This is a genomic window from Pseudomonas sp. P5_109 (assembly GCF_034009455.1).
In the GTDB taxonomy this organism is placed as follows: Bacteria; Pseudomonadota; Gammaproteobacteria; order Pseudomonadales; family Pseudomonadaceae; genus Aquipseudomonas.
Window position 1 is genome coordinate 1,959,154 of record NZ_CP125380.1, and the last position, 17,511, is coordinate 1,976,664.

At 59.8% G+C, this 17,511-nt stretch carries 21 protein-coding genes; 13 read left to right on the forward strand and 8 right to left on the reverse strand.

The window, feature by feature from the left end; all coding sequences use genetic code 11:
• Positions 1-79: 79 nt before the first annotated feature.
• Entirely contained in the window at positions 80-1,246 is a 1,167-nt protein-coding gene (locus tag QMK54_RS08830) for a PLP-dependent aminotransferase family protein (protein WP_320402365.1), read from the forward strand.
• A gap of 115 nt (positions 1,247-1,361) precedes the next feature.
• Here QMK54_RS08830 and QMK54_RS08835 read toward each other — a convergent pair whose 3' ends face one another.
• The 5 genes from QMK54_RS08835 to QMK54_RS08855 all read right to left on the reverse strand — a co-directional run bounded on the left by QMK54_RS08835 (position 1,362) and on the right by QMK54_RS08855 (position 4,146).
• Positions 1,362-1,733: a glutathione S-transferase N-terminal domain-containing protein gene (locus QMK54_RS08835; RefSeq protein ID WP_110659518.1), complete on the reverse strand. Its 372-nt coding sequence runs from the start codon at positions 1,731-1,733 to the stop codon at positions 1,362-1,364.
• 102 nt (positions 1,734-1,835) lie between these two features.
• On the reverse strand, positions 1,836-2,381 hold the full coding sequence (gene folE, locus QMK54_RS08840) for a GTP cyclohydrolase I FolE (RefSeq protein ID WP_003204506.1): 546 nt from the start codon (positions 2,379-2,381) through the stop codon (positions 1,836-1,838).
• Between the two features lie 77 nt (positions 2,382-2,458).
• The gene (locus tag QMK54_RS08845) at positions 2,459-3,016 is read right to left on the reverse strand and encodes a Smr/MutS family protein (protein ID WP_110659502.1); all 558 of its coding nucleotides are present in this window, start codon (positions 3,014-3,016) and stop codon (positions 2,459-2,461) included.
• A gap of 88 nt (positions 3,017-3,104) precedes the next feature.
• Positions 3,105-3,425 carry a hypothetical protein gene (locus QMK54_RS08850; RefSeq protein WP_103394865.1) on the reverse strand — a complete coding sequence of 107 codons (321 nt, stop codon included), beginning with the start codon at positions 3,423-3,425 and terminating at the stop codon, positions 3,105-3,107.
• A gap of 130 nt (positions 3,426-3,555) precedes the next feature.
• Entirely contained in the window at positions 3,556-4,146 is a 591-nt protein-coding gene (locus QMK54_RS08855; protein WP_223588184.1) for a cysteine hydrolase family protein, read from the reverse strand.
• 239 nt (positions 4,147-4,385) lie between these two features.
• Here QMK54_RS08855 and prmB point away from each other — a divergent pair, with 239 nt between their 5' ends.
• Complete coding sequence (prmB, locus tag QMK54_RS08860; protein ID WP_110659504.1) at positions 4,386-5,294, forward strand: 50S ribosomal protein L3 N(5)-glutamine methyltransferase; 909 nt, start codon at positions 4,386-4,388, stop codon at positions 5,292-5,294.
• A 121-nt stretch (positions 5,295-5,415) separates the two neighbouring features.
• On the opposite strand, the gene QMK54_RS08865 is transcribed toward prmB, so the two are convergent.
• A complete protein-coding gene (locus QMK54_RS08865) occupies positions 5,416-6,207 on the reverse strand; it encodes a hypothetical protein (RefSeq protein ID WP_110659505.1) in 792 nt (263 codons plus the stop codon).
• Positions 6,208-6,306: 99 nt separating this feature from the next.
• Positions 6,307-7,305, reverse strand: a complete 999-nt coding sequence (locus tag QMK54_RS08870) for an alpha/beta hydrolase (RefSeq protein ID WP_110659506.1) — start codon at positions 7,303-7,305, stop codon at positions 6,307-6,309.
• Between the two features lie 84 nt (positions 7,306-7,389).
• Here QMK54_RS08870 and aroC point away from each other — a divergent pair, with 84 nt between their 5' ends.
• Genes aroC through mtnC form a run of 5 tightly spaced genes read left to right on the forward strand, consistent with a single transcriptional unit; the run spans position 7,390 to position 11,533 of the window.
• A complete protein-coding gene (gene aroC, locus QMK54_RS08875; RefSeq protein WP_085716874.1) occupies positions 7,390-8,481 on the forward strand; it encodes a chorismate synthase in 1,092 nt (363 codons plus the stop codon).
• A gap of 29 nt (positions 8,482-8,510) precedes the next feature.
• Complete coding sequence (locus QMK54_RS08880) at positions 8,511-9,662, forward strand: MFS transporter (RefSeq protein WP_320402366.1); 1,152 nt, start codon at positions 8,511-8,513, stop codon at positions 9,660-9,662.
• Complete coding sequence (locus QMK54_RS08885; RefSeq protein WP_110659509.1) at positions 9,659-10,279, forward strand: methylthioribulose 1-phosphate dehydratase; 621 nt, start codon at positions 9,659-9,661, stop codon at positions 10,277-10,279. The genes QMK54_RS08880 and QMK54_RS08885 overlap by 4 nt, the downstream gene beginning before the upstream one ends.
• A gap of 20 nt (positions 10,280-10,299) precedes the next feature.
• Positions 10,300-10,845 carry a 1,2-dihydroxy-3-keto-5-methylthiopentene dioxygenase gene (locus tag QMK54_RS08890; RefSeq protein ID WP_110659510.1) on the forward strand — a complete coding sequence of 182 codons (546 nt, stop codon included), beginning with the start codon at positions 10,300-10,302 and terminating at the stop codon, positions 10,843-10,845.
• A gap of 4 nt (positions 10,846-10,849) precedes the next feature.
• On the forward strand, positions 10,850-11,533 hold the full coding sequence (gene mtnC, locus QMK54_RS08895; protein ID WP_320402367.1) for an acireductone synthase: 684 nt from the start codon (positions 10,850-10,852) through the stop codon (positions 11,531-11,533).
• 108 nt (positions 11,534-11,641) lie between these two features.
• On the opposite strand, the gene QMK54_RS08900 is transcribed toward mtnC, so the two are convergent.
• On the reverse strand, positions 11,642-11,920 hold the full coding sequence (locus QMK54_RS08900; protein ID WP_110659519.1) for a DUF3509 domain-containing protein: 279 nt from the start codon (positions 11,918-11,920) through the stop codon (positions 11,642-11,644).
• A gap of 356 nt (positions 11,921-12,276) precedes the next feature.
• Between QMK54_RS08900 and QMK54_RS08905 the strand changes: the two genes are divergently transcribed.
• The 6 genes from QMK54_RS08905 (at position 12,277) to QMK54_RS08930 (ending at position 17,304) form a co-directional block, all read left to right on the forward strand.
• Positions 12,277-14,115 carry a long-chain-acyl-CoA synthetase gene (locus QMK54_RS08905; RefSeq protein WP_320402368.1) on the forward strand — a complete coding sequence of 613 codons (1,839 nt, stop codon included), beginning with the start codon at positions 12,277-12,279 and terminating at the stop codon, positions 14,113-14,115.
• Between the two features lie 97 nt (positions 14,116-14,212).
• Positions 14,213-14,731, forward strand: a complete 519-nt coding sequence (locus tag QMK54_RS08910) for an ankyrin repeat domain-containing protein (RefSeq protein ID WP_110659513.1) — start codon at positions 14,213-14,215, stop codon at positions 14,729-14,731.
• A gap of 221 nt (positions 14,732-14,952) precedes the next feature.
• Positions 14,953-15,483, forward strand: a complete 531-nt coding sequence (locus tag QMK54_RS08915; protein WP_223588194.1) for a hypothetical protein — start codon at positions 14,953-14,955, stop codon at positions 15,481-15,483.
• An 82-nt stretch (positions 15,484-15,565) separates the two neighbouring features.
• A complete protein-coding gene (locus QMK54_RS08920) occupies positions 15,566-15,757 on the forward strand; it encodes a PLDc N-terminal domain-containing protein (RefSeq protein WP_103394878.1) in 192 nt (63 codons plus the stop codon).
• A 237-nt stretch (positions 15,758-15,994) separates the two neighbouring features.
• Positions 15,995-16,870 carry a polyamine aminopropyltransferase gene (gene speE / locus QMK54_RS08925; protein WP_110659515.1) on the forward strand — a complete coding sequence of 292 codons (876 nt, stop codon included), beginning with the start codon at positions 15,995-15,997 and terminating at the stop codon, positions 16,868-16,870.
• Positions 16,871-17,070: 200 nt separating this feature from the next.
• Positions 17,071-17,304 carry a hypothetical protein gene (locus tag QMK54_RS08930; RefSeq protein WP_110659516.1) on the forward strand — a complete coding sequence of 78 codons (234 nt, stop codon included), beginning with the start codon at positions 17,071-17,073 and terminating at the stop codon, positions 17,302-17,304.
• Positions 17,305-17,511: the final 207 nt, after the last annotated feature.

Here is a 17,511-nt window from a genome sequence, read left to right on the forward strand (position 1 = left end):
GACGTATCCATTCGAGGAAGCGTAATTTCGGTCAATAAGTTTGACTCATTTTCCTCATGCCTCGCTACCGGTGATCCCCATGGCTTTTTCCGAACGTGTCTCACGCCTTAAAAGTTCTTTGATCCGTGAAATCCTCGCTGCGGCGCAGCGTCCGCAAGTGATGTCGTTCGCCGGAGGTCTGCCGGCTGAAGCCATGCTGCCCAAGGTCGATTGGGCCGACATGCCGGTGTCCATCGGCCAATACGGCATGAGCGAAGGCGAGCCGGCGCTGCGTGAAGCGCTGGCCGCCGAAGCGCGGGCGTTGGGAGTGGCCTGTGAGGCCAGTCAGGTGCTGGTGGTCAGCGGATCCCAACAAACCCTGGACCTGGCTGCCAAGCTGTACATCGACAAAGGCACCGAGATCCTGCTTGAGGCGCCGACTTATCTGGCGGCACTGCAAATATTCCAGCTGTTTGGGGCCGATTGCCTGACCGTGCCGCTGGAGGCTGACGGTCCGAACCTGGTGCAGTTGCGCGCTCGCCTGGAACAACACCGCCCGGCGTTCATCTACCTGATCCCGACTTTCCAGAATCCTTCGGCGGTGCGTTACAGCGAAGCCAAGCGCGACGCGGTGGCAGCGCTGCTCGACGAGTTCGGCGTCACCCTGATCGAGGACGAGCCTTATCGCGAACTGAGCTTCGATGGCGGCAGCGCCACGCCGATTGCCGGACGCTTGAAAAAAGCCAGCTGGATCTACACCGGGACCGTGTCGAAAACCCTGTTGCCGGGTTTGCGCGTTGGCTATCTGATCGCCAGCCCGGACCTGTTTCCTCATCTGTTGAAACTCAAGCAGTCGGCGGATCTGCACACCAATCGGGTTGGTCAGTGGCAGGCATTGCAATGGATTGGCAGTGAGAAATATCAGCAGCACTTGAGTGAGTTGCGCGGGTTCTATCGGGAGCGGCGTAATGCGTTTCAAGTTGCACTGGAAACACACTTTTCAGATCTGGCTGACTGGAACATGCCGCAGGGCGGGCTGTTTTTCTGGCTGAAACTCAAGCAACCGCAGGACACCCGCACCTTGCTCGATGCTGCTTTGGCCAACGACGTGGCGTTCATGCCGGGCGAGCCGTTTTTCCCTGAGCCGGATAATCATCCGGGCTATCTGCGGCTGAATTTCAGCCACATCGATCCGGCGCGATTGGATGAAGGTTTGAAGCGATTGGCGGGGGTGGTGCGTAAGGCGCAGACTGCGGTGGCGGCCTGATCGCCAGCAAGCCGGCTCCTACAGGGGTGGGGCGGCGGTCACGAATCTTGTGTACGCCGCCACTTTGTAGGAGTCGGCTTGCTGGCGATGGCGTCCGCAAGGACACCACAAAACCTCAGGCTGCAGCGAAACGCTTATCCAGATAATCAATGATCACCTTGGACTCATACATCCAGGTGGTCTGGCCATTCTCTTCAATACGCAGGCACGGCACCTTGATCTTGCCGCCTTGCTCCAGCAAGGTCTGGCGATCCTGTTCGTTGTTTTTCGCATCGCGCAAGGCCACCGGCACATTCAGGCGGCGCAGGGTACGGCGAGTCTTCACGCAGAACGGGCAGGCGTGGAATTGATACAGGGTCAGGCCCTTGGCGGCGGATTCGACCTGGGCCTGAGCAGCGGCGGGGCGCTTCTTTTTGCCTGGGCGGGTGATGAAGTCGATGAAGATGATCAGTTGGCCAAGGCCGACACGAAGCGCTTTTACGAACACGTTGAAAGCCTCACGGTGCAAGAAGAAAGGCGCGCAGCTTACCTGATTTTTTACGGACGAAAAAAAACCGGCGATGAACGCCGGTTTTCTTCGTGCCGCGAATTACTTGATGAGGCTGAGGAATTCGCTGCGAGTGGCGGCGTTCTCGCGGAACTCACCGAGCATCACCGAGGTGATCATCGAAGAATTCTGCTTTTCCACACCGCGCATCATCATGCACATGTGCTTGGCCTCGATCACCACTGCAACGCCCAGGGCGCCAGTGACCTGCTGGACCGCATCGGCGATCTGGCGGCTGAGGTTTTCCTGGATCTGCAGGCGGCGGGCGTACATGTCGACGATCCGCGCCACCTTCGACAGGCCCAGGACCTTGCCGCTCGGGATGTAGGCAACATGCGCCTTGCCGATGAACGGCAGCAGGTGGTGTTCGCACAGCGAGTACAACTCGATGTCCTTGACCAGCACCATTTCGCTGTTGTCGGAGCTGAACAGGGCACCGTTGGTGACCTCTTCCAGTGTCTGTTCATAGCCGCGGCAGAGGTACTGCATGGCTTTGGCGGCACGCTTGGGCGTGTCGAGCAGGCCCTCGCGGGAGACGTCCTCGCCCAGTTGGCCAAGGATCGCGGTGTAATTCTGTTCCAGGGACATGAAACTACCTGTGGGATTTTACGCAAAGGGCAAGGGTACGGTGGCGGACACGACGCTGCAAGCGTGGCGCGTCAGCTTTACTCGTCGCGACCTTCCATCATGGTGCGTTTGAGCATCACATAAACCGCGCCGGCACCGCCATGTTTCGCCTGGCACGAGGTGAAGCCGAGCACCTGTGGATGCTGGCGCAGCCAGGTGTTGACGTGGCTTTTGATCATCGGCCGCTTGCCGTCCAGGCGAACAGCCTTGCCATGGGTGACGCGCACGCAGCGGATTTCGAATTTGGTCGCTTCGGCCAGGAAAGCCCAGAGGGTTTCCCGGGCTTTTTCCACGCTCATGCCGTGCAGGTCGAGGCTGCCTTCGAACGGAATCTGTCCGATCTTGAGCTTGCGCATCTGGCTTTCCTGCACGCCGTCACGCGCCCACATCAGCTCGTCTTCAGGGCCGACGTCGATGACGAACTGATCGGACAGCCCGTCGACCGTGGTGGATTCGGTGCGCACAGTGGCAGCCTGGCGCAGCTTGGCAATCTGCGCGCGGTCTGCCTTGGGTTTGCCGGTTTCGGCGCGATCGTGCTTGATCGGCTTGACGCCTTGGATCGCGCTTTTGAACAGGGAAAAATCGTCGTCTTGCATGTCAGCCTCCGCGAAGGGCGGCCAGTTTACCCAACTCGAAGCGAATCGGGCGCGACAAAACGCACGGCGCTCGGTCTCGACCTTGCTCTCAGTCGTGTTTTTTCATCAAGTGCGGGGACATGGCCAGCTCCCGCGATTGCCGCGAGCGGCGCCGGCAACGACGCCACAGCCACACGCCCAGGTACAGCACGAACAGGCCAATCGCCAGGATCACTGCCGCCCCGGCCCGGTTGGTGTTCAACTCGCCCAGGGCAGGTGCATGGCCGAACAGGGCAGCGGCACCGGCCATGGCGAGCAGCACTCCACTCATTGCCAGCAACGCAGCGAACGCTGCGCCGATTCTAAAACGCCAGTTGCGTTGGCCTTTGGGCCGCAAGCGGCGAGCGTCAAAACCATCGGATAACTTCATTCCGACCTTCCTCAATGGGTATCGGCCCTTCGACCGGGAGTTGACCGGGATGTTCCTGAGGCTAAGACAATTACGGCTAATGAGAGGCTTTTGCGGATGAGCGGCGTTTTTGACCGCTCATGGGCGCCGATCAGACCAGTTCGTGGGTCAAGGCGAGGGTGGCGAAGTTGTCGCCCATGATCGCCATTTCGGTCTGATGAACATGCTCGGCGCTCAGGACGCCACCCTTGTAAGGCAAATCGCGAGTGGCGCAGGCGTCTTCAATGAGTGTGCAGCGAAAGCCAAGGTTCTTCGCTGCGCGCACGGTGGTGCTGACGCTGGAGTGACTCATGAAGCCGCAGACGATCAGGTCGAGGGCGCCGAGGTCCTCCAGGCGTTTGGCCAGTTCGGTGCCGTGGAACGCGCTTGGCAGCAATTTACCGATGATGGTTTCGTCGCTCTGCGGTTCCAGGCCCGGAATGAACTCACCGCCGACGCCTTGCGGGTTGAACATGCCGCCGAGGGTGCCGAGATGGCGGACATGCACGATCGGCCGGCCGGCGGCACGGGCAGCGGCGAGCAATTGCTTGATGTTCGCGACGGCCTCATCCATGCCGCTGAGGGCCAGTGGCCCGCTCAGGTATTCTTTCTGGGCATCGATGATGATAAGGGTCGCGTGGCTCAGTTTGGCTGCCGGATAACCGCGGCCGCTGAGTTGAAACATCGTTTTTGGAACGGACATTCTGGGGCTCCTTGGAGTGGGGCTTTTGCGACATTGTCCTCTGGCTGAGCGGTTCTGTGAATCGCTACGATCGTAGGTGCCGCCGTTGCTGGCCTGTAGCCTTGTCAATAGTCGCGTTTTGTTCAATAGCGTTGCGAAAAAATGGATAACTCCTACATTCGATTCGGAAGTTTTCCCGCGTCGTCGTGACGCTGTTTGACTGGTAGAATCGTCCGTCGATTTTTCTGGAGTTTGCCGTCGTGATCACTTCCCGCCTTCGTACCCTGCGTGACCATATCCGTTGGGCCGTCAGCCGCTTCCATGGGGAGGATCTGTTTTTCGGCCATGGGACGGACAATGCCTGGGACGAAGCCCGTCAACTGGTGTTGGGTGCGCTGCACCTGCCGTGGGAAATTGCCGACAGCTACCTCGACTGCAATCTGGAAGAAGACGAGCTGGTCCACGTGCAGCTGCTGCTCAAGCGCCGCATCGAAGAGCGCGTGCCGACCGCTTACCTGCTGGGTGAAGCCTGGTTCTGCGGTATGTCGTTCATCGTCGATGAACGTGTGCTGATCCCGCGTTCGCCGATTGGCGAGCTGATCGAAAATCGTTTTACCCCGTGGCTGGCTAACGAGCCGGCGCGGATTCTCGACCTGTGCACCGGCTCCGGTTGCATCGGTATCGCCTGCGCCTACGAGTTCCAGAACGCCGAAGTGGTATTGGCCGATCTGTCGTTCGAAGCGTTGGAAGTGGCCAACCAGAACATTGAGCGTCACGGTGTCGATGAGCGCGTCTACACGGTGCAGGGTGATGGTTTCGATGGTTTGCCTGGCCAGCGTTTCGACCTGATCGTGTCGAACCCGCCCTACGTCGATGCGGAAGATTTCGCCGACATGCCGGACGAGTACCAGCACGAACCGGAACTGGGCCTGGCCTGCGGTGATGACGGTTTGAACCTGGTGCGGCGCATGCTTGCCGAAGCGGCGGATCATCTGACCGAGAAGGGCTTGCTGATTGTCGAGGTAGGCAACAGCCAGGTGCACGTCCAGGCGTTGTACCCGGAAGTCGACTTCGCCTGGCTGGAGTTCGAGCGTGGCGGGCATGGCGTGTTCATGCTCAGCGCACAGCAGTGCCAGGAGCACCAGGCGCTGTTCGCTTCCCGCGTCTGACCCCAATCATTGTGGCGAGGGAGCTTGCTCCCGCTCGAGCGCGAAGCGGTCGCCGAAAGGGGCTGCTTCGCACCCCAGCGGGAGCAAGCTCCCTCGCCACAGATGAGTCACTACCTACACATCACCGGTGCGTGGCAATCCAGATCAGCAACCCTGCCTGAAACACCGCAAACGCCACCAGACACGTAATGGTGAAGCGCAACCCGGCATCTTCGCGTTTGTATTTGCTGACTTTTTCTTCGTGGTTCTTGAGTTTGACTTCCTGCTCGGCCAGGTTCTGCTCGGCTTGCTGGAGCATTTGTGCGGCCTCGAGAATTTCCACGACCTGCAGTTTTTCGCTGTTCCAGTCACCCAAGAGGTCGCCGACCTTGACCGGCTTGACGCTGCCTTTCAAATGCTGGGCATCGGCGTACACCACGTCGAAACCGTGCACGCGCAAAAAATGATCGCGGCGCAGGCGGGTGTCTTCGTTCAGTGCATCCTTGTTGTTCAGGTCAAAGCCGTCGACGGTGTAGGTCGGCCAGCGTTTCTTCGCCCAGTTGATGCCCTGGGCAGCCAGGTAGCGGCCGATACCACGGTTCAGCGGTTCAATCTGCAGACCGCTTTCCGGTTCGAAATGCACGCGTTTTTCGGCGTGATCGACCCATACATCCAGAAAATTCTGTTCCTTGCGTACGCGCTGGCCGGGCAGGGTGATGCTCATGCGCATCAGGCTGCGCGCCTTGTCGTTGCGTTCGGCATAGCCCAATTCGACAAAGCGCAACGGGCGGCCGCCGGTATTGCGGTCAGTCTTCAGCGGCGCCAGACGGAGCATCTTGTGGTGCTCGACGTGGACGTCCGCCCAGGGCAGCTCGACCGCTGGCGGTGCGTCTGTTTCAGCGGTGGTGTCGGGTGAAGTCTGGGTGTCAGTCATAACGGCGAGATCCTGTCCAAGCTCAACTTGTCGCCAACCAATGTGTTGGCGACAAAGGCTTATCGGCCGTTTTCTTCAAGACTGGAGGGCAAACAGCGCTTAACTGGTGCGAAGTCCGTCAATAAACCCGAGGATCCGCGTGCCCAGTTCCGCCGCCAGGGGCAATTGCGGGTCTTTATAGGAAGCCAACTGGCGCTTGACGTCGTTGGGCACGATGCGCATGACGTGGTTCATGCCCTCGATCAGCGCCAGTTCGGCGTCCGGTTTGGCCGCCTTGAGCAATCTTGCGTCATTGACGCCGACCTGGATGTCGTTGCTGCCCTGGATGATCAGCGCCGGCATCTTCAGCTTGGCGAACGCCGCGGCCGGGTCCTGGCGGAACAGGGAAATCAGGTAAGGCTGCACGCTCGGGCGGAAAATCGCCTGCAAGGGTGGCGGCACATTATCGTCGGGTTTCCCGGCCTTGAGGCTGTCGAGCAATTCATTGCTGCGCAGCATCAGCGGTGGCGGCAGGCGATTGCCCAGTTGCTGGCGGATGACCTGATCGACCGGCCTGGCGCTGCCGGAGACAGAAATCACCGCGTCGGCATCGATGCCCGGCGCCGCGAGACTGGCGATCAAGGCGCCTTCGCTGTGACCCAGCACAATCAGCTTGCCGAAACGCGGATCGGTCTTGAGCTTGCGGCCCCAGGCTTGCGCATCGGACACATAGGCGTCTACCGTCAGGTTGCGCTCGTCCGGGGTCGCGGCCAGGCTCGCGGCCACGCCACGTTTGTCGTAACGCACGCTGGCGATGTTGTGTTTGGCCAGCACCCAGGCGAGGCGCTTGAGGCTGTCATTGCGCCCGCCATCGGTATTGTTGCCGTCGCGATCCGTAGGGCCGGAGCCGGAAATGATCAGGACAACCGGCACCGGATTGTCGGATTTTGGCAGTAACAGCGAGCCGAAAAGCTCGCCAGTGCCGGTGTCCAGCGTCATCGGCCGTTGCAGGACAGTCGCCTGGGCGAAGCCGGAAATCAGGGTAAGGCTCAAGGCTAGAACTCGCAGCATCATCGCGCCATTATCAAGAAGATGCCGGTTGGACTCACAGGCACCCATAAGGTTCGAGGATGAACTACTTGGGTAGCCTGCGTATACTGGCGCGCATTACGTATTCAGGTTCGATTTCACGGAGCGCCCTGCATGTCCGGCAATACCTACGGCAAGCTGTTCACTGTCACCACCGCGGGCGAAAGCCATGGTCCGGCGTTGGTCGCCATTGTCGATGGCTGCCCGCCGGGGCTGGAGATATCCCTGGAGGATCTGCAGCGTGACCTGGACCGCCGCAAGCCCGGCACCAGCCGCCACACCACCCAGCGCCAGGAAGCCGACGAAGTCGAAATCCTCTCCGGCGTGTTCGAAGGCCGCACCACCGGTTGCGCCATCGGCCTGCTGATCCGCAACACCGACCAGAAGTCCAAGGACTACTCGGCGATCAAGGATCTGTTCCGCCCGGCCCACGCCGACTACACCTACCACCACAAGTACGGCGAGCGCGACTACCGTGGCGGCGGTCGCAGCTCGGCCCGCGAAACCGCGATGCGCGTCGCGGCCGGTGCGATTGCGAAAAAATACCTGGCCAGCCAGGGCATCGTGATTCGCGGCTACATGAGCCAGCTGGGGCCGATTGAAATCCCGTTCAAGACTTGGGAGTCGGTGGAGCAGAACGCCTTCTTCAGCCCGGACCCGGACAAAGTGCCGGAACTGGAAGCCTATATGGATCAGTTGCGCCGCGACCAGGATTCGGTCGGCGCGAAAATCACCGTGGTCGCCGAAGGCGTGATGCCGGGCCTGGGCGAGCCGATTTTCGACCGACTCGACGCCGAGTTGGCCCATGCGCTGATGAGCATCAACGCGGTCAAGGGCGTGGAAATCGGCGCCGGTTTCGCCAGCGTTGCCCAGCGCGGTACCGAGCATCGCGATGAAATGACCCCGCAAGGTTTCCTCAGCAACAACGCCGGCGGCATTCTCGGCGGTATCTCCTCCGGTCAACCCATCGTTGCGCACCTGGCGCTGAAGCCGACGTCGAGCATCACCACGCCGGGCCGTTCCATCGATATTCATGGCAACCCGGTGGAAGTGATCACCAAGGGCCGTCACGATCCGTGCGTCGGCATCCGCGCCACGCCGATTGCCGAGGCAATGATGGCCATCGTGCTGATGGATCACCTGCTGCGTCACCGTGGGCAGAACGCCGATGTGCGTGTGAGCACGCCGGTGCTGGGTCAGCTGTAAATGGCTGACTTACTGGTCGCAGCCGTCTGATGGCGGTTGCGGCGCTCCCGTACTGGCGGCTCTCCAGTTTCTATCTGTTCTATTTCGCCTTGCTCGGTTCGACAGCGCCTTTTCTGGCGCTGTACTTCGATCACCTGGGCTTTAGTCCCGCGCGCATCGGCGAACTGGTGGCGATCCCGATGCTGATGCGCTGCGTGGCGCCGAATATCTGGGGCTGGCTGGGCGATTACACCGGCCGCCGCCTGGCCATCGTGCGCTTCGGCGCGGTGTGCACGCTGCTGACCTTTTCGCTGATCTTCGTCAGCAAGACCTACGCCTGGCTGGCGATGGTCATGGCCTTGCATGCGTTCTTCTGGCACGCAGTGTTGCCGCAGTTCGAAGTCATCACCCTGGCGCACTTGCAGGGCCAGACCTCGCGCTACAGCCAAATCCGCCTGTGGGGCTCGATCGGTTTCATCATCACCGTGGTCGCGCTGGGTCGGCTGTTCGAATGGCTGAGCCTGGATATCTACCCGGTGGCGCTGGTGCTGATCCTGGCCGGTATCGTGCTCAGCAGCCTGTGGGTGCCCAACGCCCAACCGGCGCCGGGCAACCGGGTGGCGGGGGAGGGATTTTTCAAGCAATTGCGCAACCCCGGCGTATTGGCGTTTTACGCGTGCGTGGCGCTGATGCAGATGAGCCATGGGCCTTACTACACGTTCTTGACCCTGCATCTTGAGCGTCTGGGTTACAGCCGTGGCGTGATCGGCATGCTCTGGGCGGTTGGCGTGGTCGCTGAAGTCTTGATGTTTTTGGCCATGAGCAAGATCCTCGCGCGGTTTTCCCTGCGCCGGGTGCTGATGGCGAGTTTTCTGTTGGCGGCGCTACGCTGGTTGCTGCTCGGGTCGTTGGCCGAATTCCTTTGGGTCTTGTTGTTTGCCCAGGTGCTGCACGCGGCGACATTCGGCAGCTTTCACGCCGCTGCCATTTCATTCGTGCAACGTAGTTTCGGTGCGCGCCAGCAAGGCCAGGGCCAGGCGCTGTATGCCGCATTGGCCGGCACCGGCGGTGCGTTGGGCGCGTTGTATTCCGGCTACAGCTGGAATGCCCTCGGCGCCGCCTTGACCTTTAGTATTGCCAGCCTCGCAGCCGTCGCGGCTGCCGTTATCATTGCCACATGTATGCAAGAGGACAGGCCATGAGCCTTACCCGTGAACAACTCGCCCAGGAAATCATCGACGCCGGGCGTTTTCTGTACGGCCGCGGTTGGTCGCCGGCCACCAGCAGCAATTACTCGACCCGCCTGTCGCCGACCGAAGCCTTGCTGACCGTGTCCGGCAAGCACAAGGGGCAACTGGGCCTGGACGACGTGCTGGCCACCGACCTGTCAGGCAACAGCCTGGAGCCGGGCAAGAAACCGTCCGCCGAAACCCTGTTGCACACTCAGCTCTACAGCTGGCGCCCCGAGATCGGCGCGGTGCTGCACACCCATTCGGTGAATGCCACCGTGCTGTCGCGCCTGACGCCGCAAGACTTCATCGAGTTCGAAGACTACGAACTGCAAAAGGCCTTCAGCGGTGTGACGACCCACGAATCCCGGGTGCGCGTGCCGATTTTCGACAACGACCAGGACATTGCGCGCCTGGCCGCCAAGGTGCAGCCTTGGCTTGACGCCCATCCCGATTGCGTCGGCTACCTGATCCGCGGCCATGGCCTGTACACCTGGGGCGCGCGCATGAGTGATGCCCTGCGGCAGATCGAGGCCTTTGAATTTTTGTTCGAGTGCGAGTTGAAGATGCGCTCGCTCTTTAAAGCATGAACCGTTAAGGAGTTGCCCTGATGAGCAGCCTGTCCGTTTATCACGTCTCCAGCCCTGAGATTCCCAACAAGGTGCTGACCCATTTCGAAGACATCGCCTCGACCCTGGCCGAGCAGGGCGTGCGTTTCGACCGCTGGCAAGCGGCGGCGAAAATCCAGCCGGGTGCCACTCAGGAAGAAGTGATTGGCGCCTACCAGGCGCAAATCGACCAGTTGATGACCGAGCGCGGTTACATCACCGTCGACGTGATCAGCCTCAACAGCGATCACCCGCAAAAAGCCGAGCTGCGCGCCAAGTTCCTCAACGAACACCGCCACGGCGAAGATGAAGTACGATTTTTCGTCGCCGGGCGTGGTTTGTTCACCCTGCACATCGACGATTACGTCTACGCGGTGCTCTGCGAGAAGAACGATCTGATCTCGGTGCCGGCCGGTACCAAACACTGGTTCGACATGGGCGAGCACCCGCATTTTGTCGCGATCCGCCTGTTCAATAACCCGGAAGGCTGGGTGGCCAATTTCACCGGCGAAGACATCGCCAGCCAATTCCCGTGTCTTGAGGACTGAGTCGATGCCGATCAAAGCGATTCTCACCGACATCGAAGGCACCACCAGCGCGGTGAGTTTTGTCTTCGACGTGCTGTTTCCTTACGCGGCCAGGCATCTGCCGGACTTCGTTCGTGAACAGGCCGGGCGCGCAGACGTGGCCGCACAGCTGGACGCCGTGCGCCGGGACAGCAACGAGCCGGGTGCGGACGTCGAGCGCGTTGTCGAGATCCTGCTGGGCTGGATTGCCGAAGACCGCAAGGCCACGCCGTTGAAAGCGTTGCAGGGAATGGTTTGGGAGCAGGGCTATCAGGCCGGGCAGTTGAAGGGGCATGTGTACCCGGACGCCGTTGAAGCGCTCAAGCGCTGGCACCAGAGCGGCTATCAACTGTTCGTTTATTCCTCGGGCTCGATCCAGGCGCAGCAGTTGATCTTCGGTTGCTCGGAAGCGGGGGATTTGACGCCGTTGTTCAGCGGTTACTTCGACACGACGTCGGGGCCCAAACGGGAAGCGCAGTCCTACGCCAACATCACGCAAGCGATCAACATCAAGGCGGGGCAGATTCTGTTTCTGTCTGACATTGTCGAAGAGCTGGATGCTGCGCGTGCAGCAGGGATGGCCACGTGCGGCCTGGCCCGTGAAGGCGGCGAATTGGCGGGGCATGTCACCGTGGACAGCTTTGCGCGGATAGAACCCTCTACATTCTAAACACCATACAAACGGTGGGAGCGGGCTTGCTCGCGAAGAGGGAGTGTCATTCAACGTTGATGTTGACTGACACTCCCTCTTCGCGAGCAAGCCCGCTCCCACATTTTTTTACAGCGAATGATAGGTCGGCAGCGCGAACCGTTGCTGGCTTTGCAGCAGGGAAATCTGCGGCAATTCACTGGCTTGTTCGGCAAGGTCGCGGCGAATCGCACTGATGACCCACGTCAGTTGGTCGCCATTGTGCAATTGCTGGTAAGAGATCGAGCGTTTGAATTCTCTGCCGTCGGCGCTGTGCAAGGTCAGCAGAATCCCGCCATCAGGACGGTCCCGGGTAGTGACTGCGAAGTTGGAGAACAAGGACGAAAATTTTTCCTGAATGAGGCTCATGTCGTTCGGCTCCGTGATGACTTGAATGGCAAGCATGGAGAGACGGTTGCAGCCTTTGTGCCAGTATTGTTGGTTAAATAATATTTATTAAAATCAATAAGTTACGATTATTGGTGATTTTTGCTTTCGTGCAATCTGCATGAATGGCCATCGTGCATCCTGCATTTTGCAGGTAGGTTGGCGACTCGATGGAACCAATGGGCGTGCACGGGATCACCTTCGCGCAACGCTGCCGCGGATCAAGATCGCGGATACAAAACATTTCAAAAACCGCGTGTACAGCTCAAGAACCGTTGACGTATTTTCGGGTTCAGTCACCGCCGCCCGACAATAAAAAAAGATCGAACGGGATCATCATGAGCCGCACGTCGCACGACACGATTACCTGGGGCATGATGCTCCGCAAGCTGCCTTCCATCGCCAAAGCCATCCCCCGGGTGGTGAAGGGCATGAAGGTCGCCAACGTCAAGGACCCGACCCAACCGTGTGGTTTGGGCTGGAGTTTCGAGCAAGCCACATTGCGCAATCCGGATGGCCCGGCGCTGTTGCAAGGTGACGTAACGCTCAGTTACTCCGAGGTCAACCAATGGGCCAACCGCATCGCCCATCACCTGATCGACCAAGGCATCGGCAAGGGTGACGTGGTAGCGGTCTTCATCGAGAACCGCCCCGAACTGCTGGTGACGATTCTGGCAGTGGCCAAGGTCGGTGCGATCAGTGCGTTGCTCAATACCTCGCAGACCCGCGACACCCTGGTGCACAGCGTGAATCTGGTGGCGCCGGTGGCGATCATTGTCGGTGAGGAGTTGGTCCCGGCGTACCTGGAGGTGTGTGACCGAGTGGCAATCAAGACTGCGCGCACCTGGTTCGTCGCCGATCAGGACACTTCGCGCCAACCGGGTATCGCGCCTGAAGGTTTTATCAACCTGATGACTGTCAGTCTTGACGACGCCACTGACAACCCGGCCAGCAGCCAGCAGATTTTCTTCGATGATCCCTGCTTCTATATTTACACCTCAGGCACCACCGGGCTGCCCAAGGCGGGTGTGTTCAAGCATGGCCGCTGGATGCGCAGCTCTGCGAGTTTCGGCATGATCGCCCTGGACATGCGCCCGGACGATGTCGTCTATTGCACCTTGCCGCTGTACCACGCCACGGGCCTGTGCGTGTGCTGGGGTTCGGCCGTCAGTGGTGCCAGCGGGTTCGCCATCCGCCGCAAATTCAGCGCCAGTCAATTTTGGAACGACGTGCGCAAGTACCGGGCGACCACCATCGGTTATGTCGGCGAACTGTGCCGCTACCTGGTCGATCAATCGCCGAGCGCCGATGACAGCCAGCACGACGTGAAGAAGATGATCGGCAATGGCCTGCGTCCCGGTGCCTGGAACGAGTTCAAGACCCGCTTTGCGGTGAATCACATCTGTGAGCTGTACGCCGCCAGCGACGGCAATATCGGGTTCACCAACATTCTGAATTTCAACAACACCATCGGTTTTTCCCTGATGTCCTGGGAGCTGGTGGCGTACGACCACGACAGCGGTGCACCGATCCGCGAGGCCAATGGCCTAATGCGCAAGGTCGCCAAGGGCGAGCAGGGGTTGTTGCTGGCAAAAATCGACGACAAGGCACCGCTGGACGGCTACACCGATCCGCAGAAAACCGCCAAGGTCGTGCTCCACGATGTCTTCCAGAAAGGTGACCGTTACTTCAACACCGGCGACCTGTTGCGCAACATCGGCTTTGGGCATGCGCAATTTGTCGACCGCCTGGGTGACACCTACCGCTGGAAAGGCGAAAACGTCTCGACCACCGAGGTCGAAAACATCCTCCTGCAACACCCGCATATTTCCGAAGCCGTGGCCTATGGCGTTGAAATCCGCAATACCAATGGCCGCGCCGGCATGGCGGCGATCACCCCCGCCGAGTCCTTGGCCACCCTGGATTTCAGCGAACTGCTGGCCTTCGCCCGTGAGCAAATGCCGGCCTATGCGGTGCCGTTGTTCCTGCGGGTGAAAGTGAAAATGGAAACCACCGGGACGTTCAAATATCAGAAGACCCGACTCAAGGACGAAGCTTTCGACCCGGGTAGAACGGGAGATGACCCGATCTATGCCTGGCTGCCGGGGACCCAGACTTACGTGCAGGTCACGGAACAATTGTTGACTGATATTCACGGTGGCAAGTACCGCTATTGAATCTGGCTATGGCGGCCCATGAGAAAAAACAAGTGACAGTGCGGGGGGCGCTCGGGAAACTGTCGGCTTTTACGAATGACAGAAAAGGGAGTGCCCAATGTCAGACAAAAGCCGCCAGATGACCCCCGAAGAAGCCGCCGAATTTGCCGAACAGGTATTCAACAAGGCACGGGAGGGCGATGCGGCAATGATGGCCGCGCTGCTGACCAAGGGTTTGCCGCCGAACCTGCGTAACCACAAGGGCGATACCTTGTTGATGCTGGCCGCGTACCACGGTCATGTGGACACGGTAAAAGTCCTGCTGGAGCACAAGGCCGACCCGGAGATCCGCAACGACAACGGTCAGAGCCCGATTGCCGGCGCCGCCTTCAAGGGCGACCTGGCGGTGATCAAGGCCTTGGTCGAGGGTGGCGCGCAGGTTGAAGGTTCGTCCTTCGATGGCCGCACGGCGCTGATGATGGCGGCGATGTTCAACCGCGTCGAAGTGGTCGATTACCTGATCAGCAAGGGCGCCGACCCGAAAGCCAAGGACGCCAATGGCATCACCGCGCTGGACGCGGCCAAGACCATGGGGGCTTCCGATACCGTTGCGCAGCTGGAAAAACTGCTGGGCTGATGCGTCATCCTGTGGTGTGGGTGCTTTTGTGGCGAGGGGGCTTGCCCCCGTTGGGTCGCGAAGCGGCCCCAATGGCGGAATTCAGATAAACCGCGTCTGCCGGGTTTACGACTGCTGCGCAGCCGAACGGGGGCAAGCCCCCTCGCCACAGGTCCGCATTTCACTCAGTAATGCGCTATCCTTCGCGCCCTCAAAACTCCCCTCGCTACAGGATCCGCCCCATGAAAGCCGCACTCGTCGAACTCATCAGCAAAATCAGCTCCGGGTGCATGGGCGATGACGAAATCCTCAAGGTCGCGGATGAAGCAGCCCAGGCCTACGCCGATCCGCAGGCTTTTCTGAGCGCCAACGCGGACATCAACTACGATGACACTTTCCCGATCCCGCTCGGGGAGTGGGTGGTAGTCGGCAGCCTGCCGGAAACGGTACTGTTCCAGGCTGACACCTACATGGACCTGTTCGCTCAGGTCGTTGCCTCGTTCGGCCCGGGCGTGGAGTTCAATCTCAAGCCCAAGCAACTGGCCAAGACCGAAGCCCTGACCGCGCTCAACCGCATCCAGGTGCAGATGAGCAGCCTGAGCAAGGAAAACGGCGGCTACACGCTGATGAACTTCAGCCAGTTGCTCGATGACGAGTTGCAGGTGGTCCTGGTCTACGGCAATGACGTGCCACGCGTGCTGCAATTGTGCGCAGAAGTCGGCATCGCCGCCGCGCCATCCCTGGAAGCCCTGAAAGTAGCGATCCACGTCTGATAGCCAAATACTGTCAATAAAAGGGAACCCTCGCGACGACCGTCTATCCTAAGAGGGCAAATCACTCTTCAGGAGCGTCACCATGGGTTCCACGTTCAACAGTCTGGTTGCCTTGATCATTTTTGCCCTGGATATCTGGGCCATCATCAACGTATTCAAAAGCAGCGTCGGGACCGGGGCCAAAGTCCTCTGGGTACTGTTGATCGCGCTGTTGCCAGTGCTGGGACTGATCATCTGGGCCATCGCCGGGCCGCGGGGCAATGTCAAACTCTGACGGATTTCCCACTAACAACCCTGACCCTGTGGGAGCGGGCTTGCTCGCGAAAGCGGTGGATCAGTCAACCTTGATAGCGACTGACACCACGCCTTCGCGAGCAAGCCCGCTCCCACATTCGACCTGTCATGTTCCGCGACGTAGAATGCGCGCCTTTCCCGGTCAATCGAGACATTCGAATGGCCATCATGGGCGGGTAACCGTCCGTTGCCACCCGCATTCATCGGAGCACTTCCCATGAGCAACATCCCCGCCAGCGACTACCTGGAAACCCTCTACGAAGGCTATGGCCAGCGTTTTCGCATGGAAAAACTGCTGCACGAAGTGCGCACCGAACACCAGCACCTGGTGATCTTCGAAAACCCGCGCATGGGCCGGGTGATGGCGCTGGACGGCGTGATCCAGACCACCGAAGCCGACGAATTCATCTATCACGAAATGCTCACCCACGTGCCGATCCTCGCCCATGGCACCGCCAAGCGCGTGTTGATCATCGGCGGCGGTGACGGCGGCATGTTGCGTGAAGTGGCCAAGCACCGCAGTGTCGAGCACATCACCATGGTCGAAATCGACGGCACCGTGGTCGACATGTGCAAGGAATTCCTGCCGAACCACTCCAAGGGCGCATTCGATGATCCACGCCTGAACCTGGTGATCGACGACGGCATGCGTTTCGTCGCCACCACCACTGAAAAATTCGACGTGATCATTTCCGACTCCACCGACCCGATCGGGCCGGGCGAAGTGCTGTTCTCGGAAAACTTCTACCAGGCCTGCCGCCGCTGCCTGAACGAAGGCGGCATCCTGGTGACCCAGAACGGCACGCCGTTCATGCAGATCGAAGAAGTGAAGACCACCGCCGGTCGCCTGCGCAGCCTGTTCCCGGACTGGCACTTCTACCAGGCCGCCGTGCCGACCTACATCGGCGGCTCGATGACCTTTGCCTGGGGCGCGACCAATACCGCTTATCGCAAGTTGTCCCGCGAAACCCTGCAACAGCGTTTCACGGGCAGCGGCATCATCACCCGCTACTACAATCCAGAAATCCACATCGGTGCGTTCGCCTTGCCGCAATACGTGTTGCAGGCAGTGAACAAGCCAAGCAACGACTGATGGGTTGAAACACAAAACCTGTGGGAGCGGGCTTGCTCGCGAAAGCGGTGTATCAGTCAGTAATTCTGTCAACTGACACACCCTCTTCGCGAGCAAGCCCGCTCCCACATGAATTGTGGCGGAACAGGCGGAACAATTAGCCAGCTAACAAGGTCGAGATAGAGGTAAGCCCATCCATGGGTTTTATCGAGGAGGCACCAATGCAAAAGTGGAGAATCACTTTCGTGGATGATCATGGCGAGACCATCAACGAAGTCTTTGAGTGCGACGAGTGCCCAGATAAAGAGCAGGCTGCCAAGCTCATCAAGGCCCGGCTTCTTCCTGTCGCCGCCGAACTGGATCTGAACGATTTGGAGGGGCGGACCAGCGACGCGAGCGTCAAAGAACTCAAGTCCCAGAACAGCATTCAAATCCTCGGCATTACTCCAATCTGAACGACAGCTGTCGCATTCACATCCAGACCTTGGCAGAGGCTCTATCTTGGGGCTACTCTGCAAGCGAGATCAGCGAATGGATCGCTAAGGTCTGGTCTTGTCAGCTCCATGCTTGTTTCCCGCCGGCACATCGGTTGCCGTCGCTCGCGCTGTTCGGTTGCGGGTGAGGGAGTACGGAAAGTCTATCCATCGTTTTGAGGAGGACGT

Excerpts from the sequence above, each read along its gene's own strand:
- QMK54_RS08830 (WP_320402365.1), top strand. The coding sequence starts at position 80 with ATGGCTTTTTCCGAACGTGTCTCACGCCTTAAAAGTTCTTTGATCCGT.
- folE (WP_003204506.1), bottom strand. The coding sequence starts at position 2,381 with ATGTCCCTGGAACAGAATTACACCGCGATCCTTGGCCAACTGGGCGAG.
- QMK54_RS08845 (WP_110659502.1), bottom strand. The coding sequence starts at position 3,016 with ATGCAAGACGACGATTTTTCCCTGTTCAAAAGCGCGATCCAAGGCGTC.
- QMK54_RS08850 (WP_103394865.1), bottom strand. The coding sequence starts at position 3,425 with ATGAAGTTATCCGATGGTTTTGACGCTCGCCGCTTGCGGCCCAAAGGC.
- QMK54_RS08855 (WP_223588184.1), bottom strand. The coding sequence starts at position 4,146 with ATGTCCGTTCCAAAAACGATGTTTCAACTCAGCGGCCGCGGTTATCCG.
- QMK54_RS08865 (WP_110659505.1), bottom strand. The coding sequence starts at position 6,207 with ATGACTGACACCCAGACTTCACCCGACACCACCGCTGAAACAGACGCA.
- QMK54_RS08870 (WP_110659506.1), bottom strand. The coding sequence starts at position 7,305 with ATGGGTGCCTGTGAGTCCAACCGGCATCTTCTTGATAATGGCGCGATG.
- aroC (WP_085716874.1), top strand. The coding sequence starts at position 7,390 with ATGTCCGGCAATACCTACGGCAAGCTGTTCACTGTCACCACCGCGGGC.
- QMK54_RS08880 (WP_320402366.1), top strand. The coding sequence starts at position 8,511 with ATGGCGGTTGCGGCGCTCCCGTACTGGCGGCTCTCCAGTTTCTATCTG.
- QMK54_RS08885 (WP_110659509.1), top strand. The coding sequence starts at position 9,659 with ATGAGCCTTACCCGTGAACAACTCGCCCAGGAAATCATCGACGCCGGG.
- QMK54_RS08890 (WP_110659510.1), top strand. The coding sequence starts at position 10,300 with ATGAGCAGCCTGTCCGTTTATCACGTCTCCAGCCCTGAGATTCCCAAC.
- mtnC (WP_320402367.1), top strand. The coding sequence starts at position 10,850 with ATGCCGATCAAAGCGATTCTCACCGACATCGAAGGCACCACCAGCGCG.
- QMK54_RS08900 (WP_110659519.1), bottom strand. The coding sequence starts at position 11,920 with ATGAGCCTCATTCAGGAAAAATTTTCGTCCTTGTTCTCCAACTTCGCA.
- QMK54_RS08905 (WP_320402368.1), top strand. The coding sequence starts at position 12,277 with ATGAGCCGCACGTCGCACGACACGATTACCTGGGGCATGATGCTCCGC.
- QMK54_RS08910 (WP_110659513.1), top strand. The coding sequence starts at position 14,213 with ATGTCAGACAAAAGCCGCCAGATGACCCCCGAAGAAGCCGCCGAATTT.
- QMK54_RS08915 (WP_223588194.1), top strand. The coding sequence starts at position 14,953 with ATGAAAGCCGCACTCGTCGAACTCATCAGCAAAATCAGCTCCGGGTGC.
- QMK54_RS08920 (WP_103394878.1), top strand. The coding sequence starts at position 15,566 with ATGGGTTCCACGTTCAACAGTCTGGTTGCCTTGATCATTTTTGCCCTG.
- speE (WP_110659515.1), top strand. The coding sequence starts at position 15,995 with ATGAGCAACATCCCCGCCAGCGACTACCTGGAAACCCTCTACGAAGGC.
- QMK54_RS08930 (WP_110659516.1), top strand. The coding sequence starts at position 17,071 with ATGCAAAAGTGGAGAATCACTTTCGTGGATGATCATGGCGAGACCATC.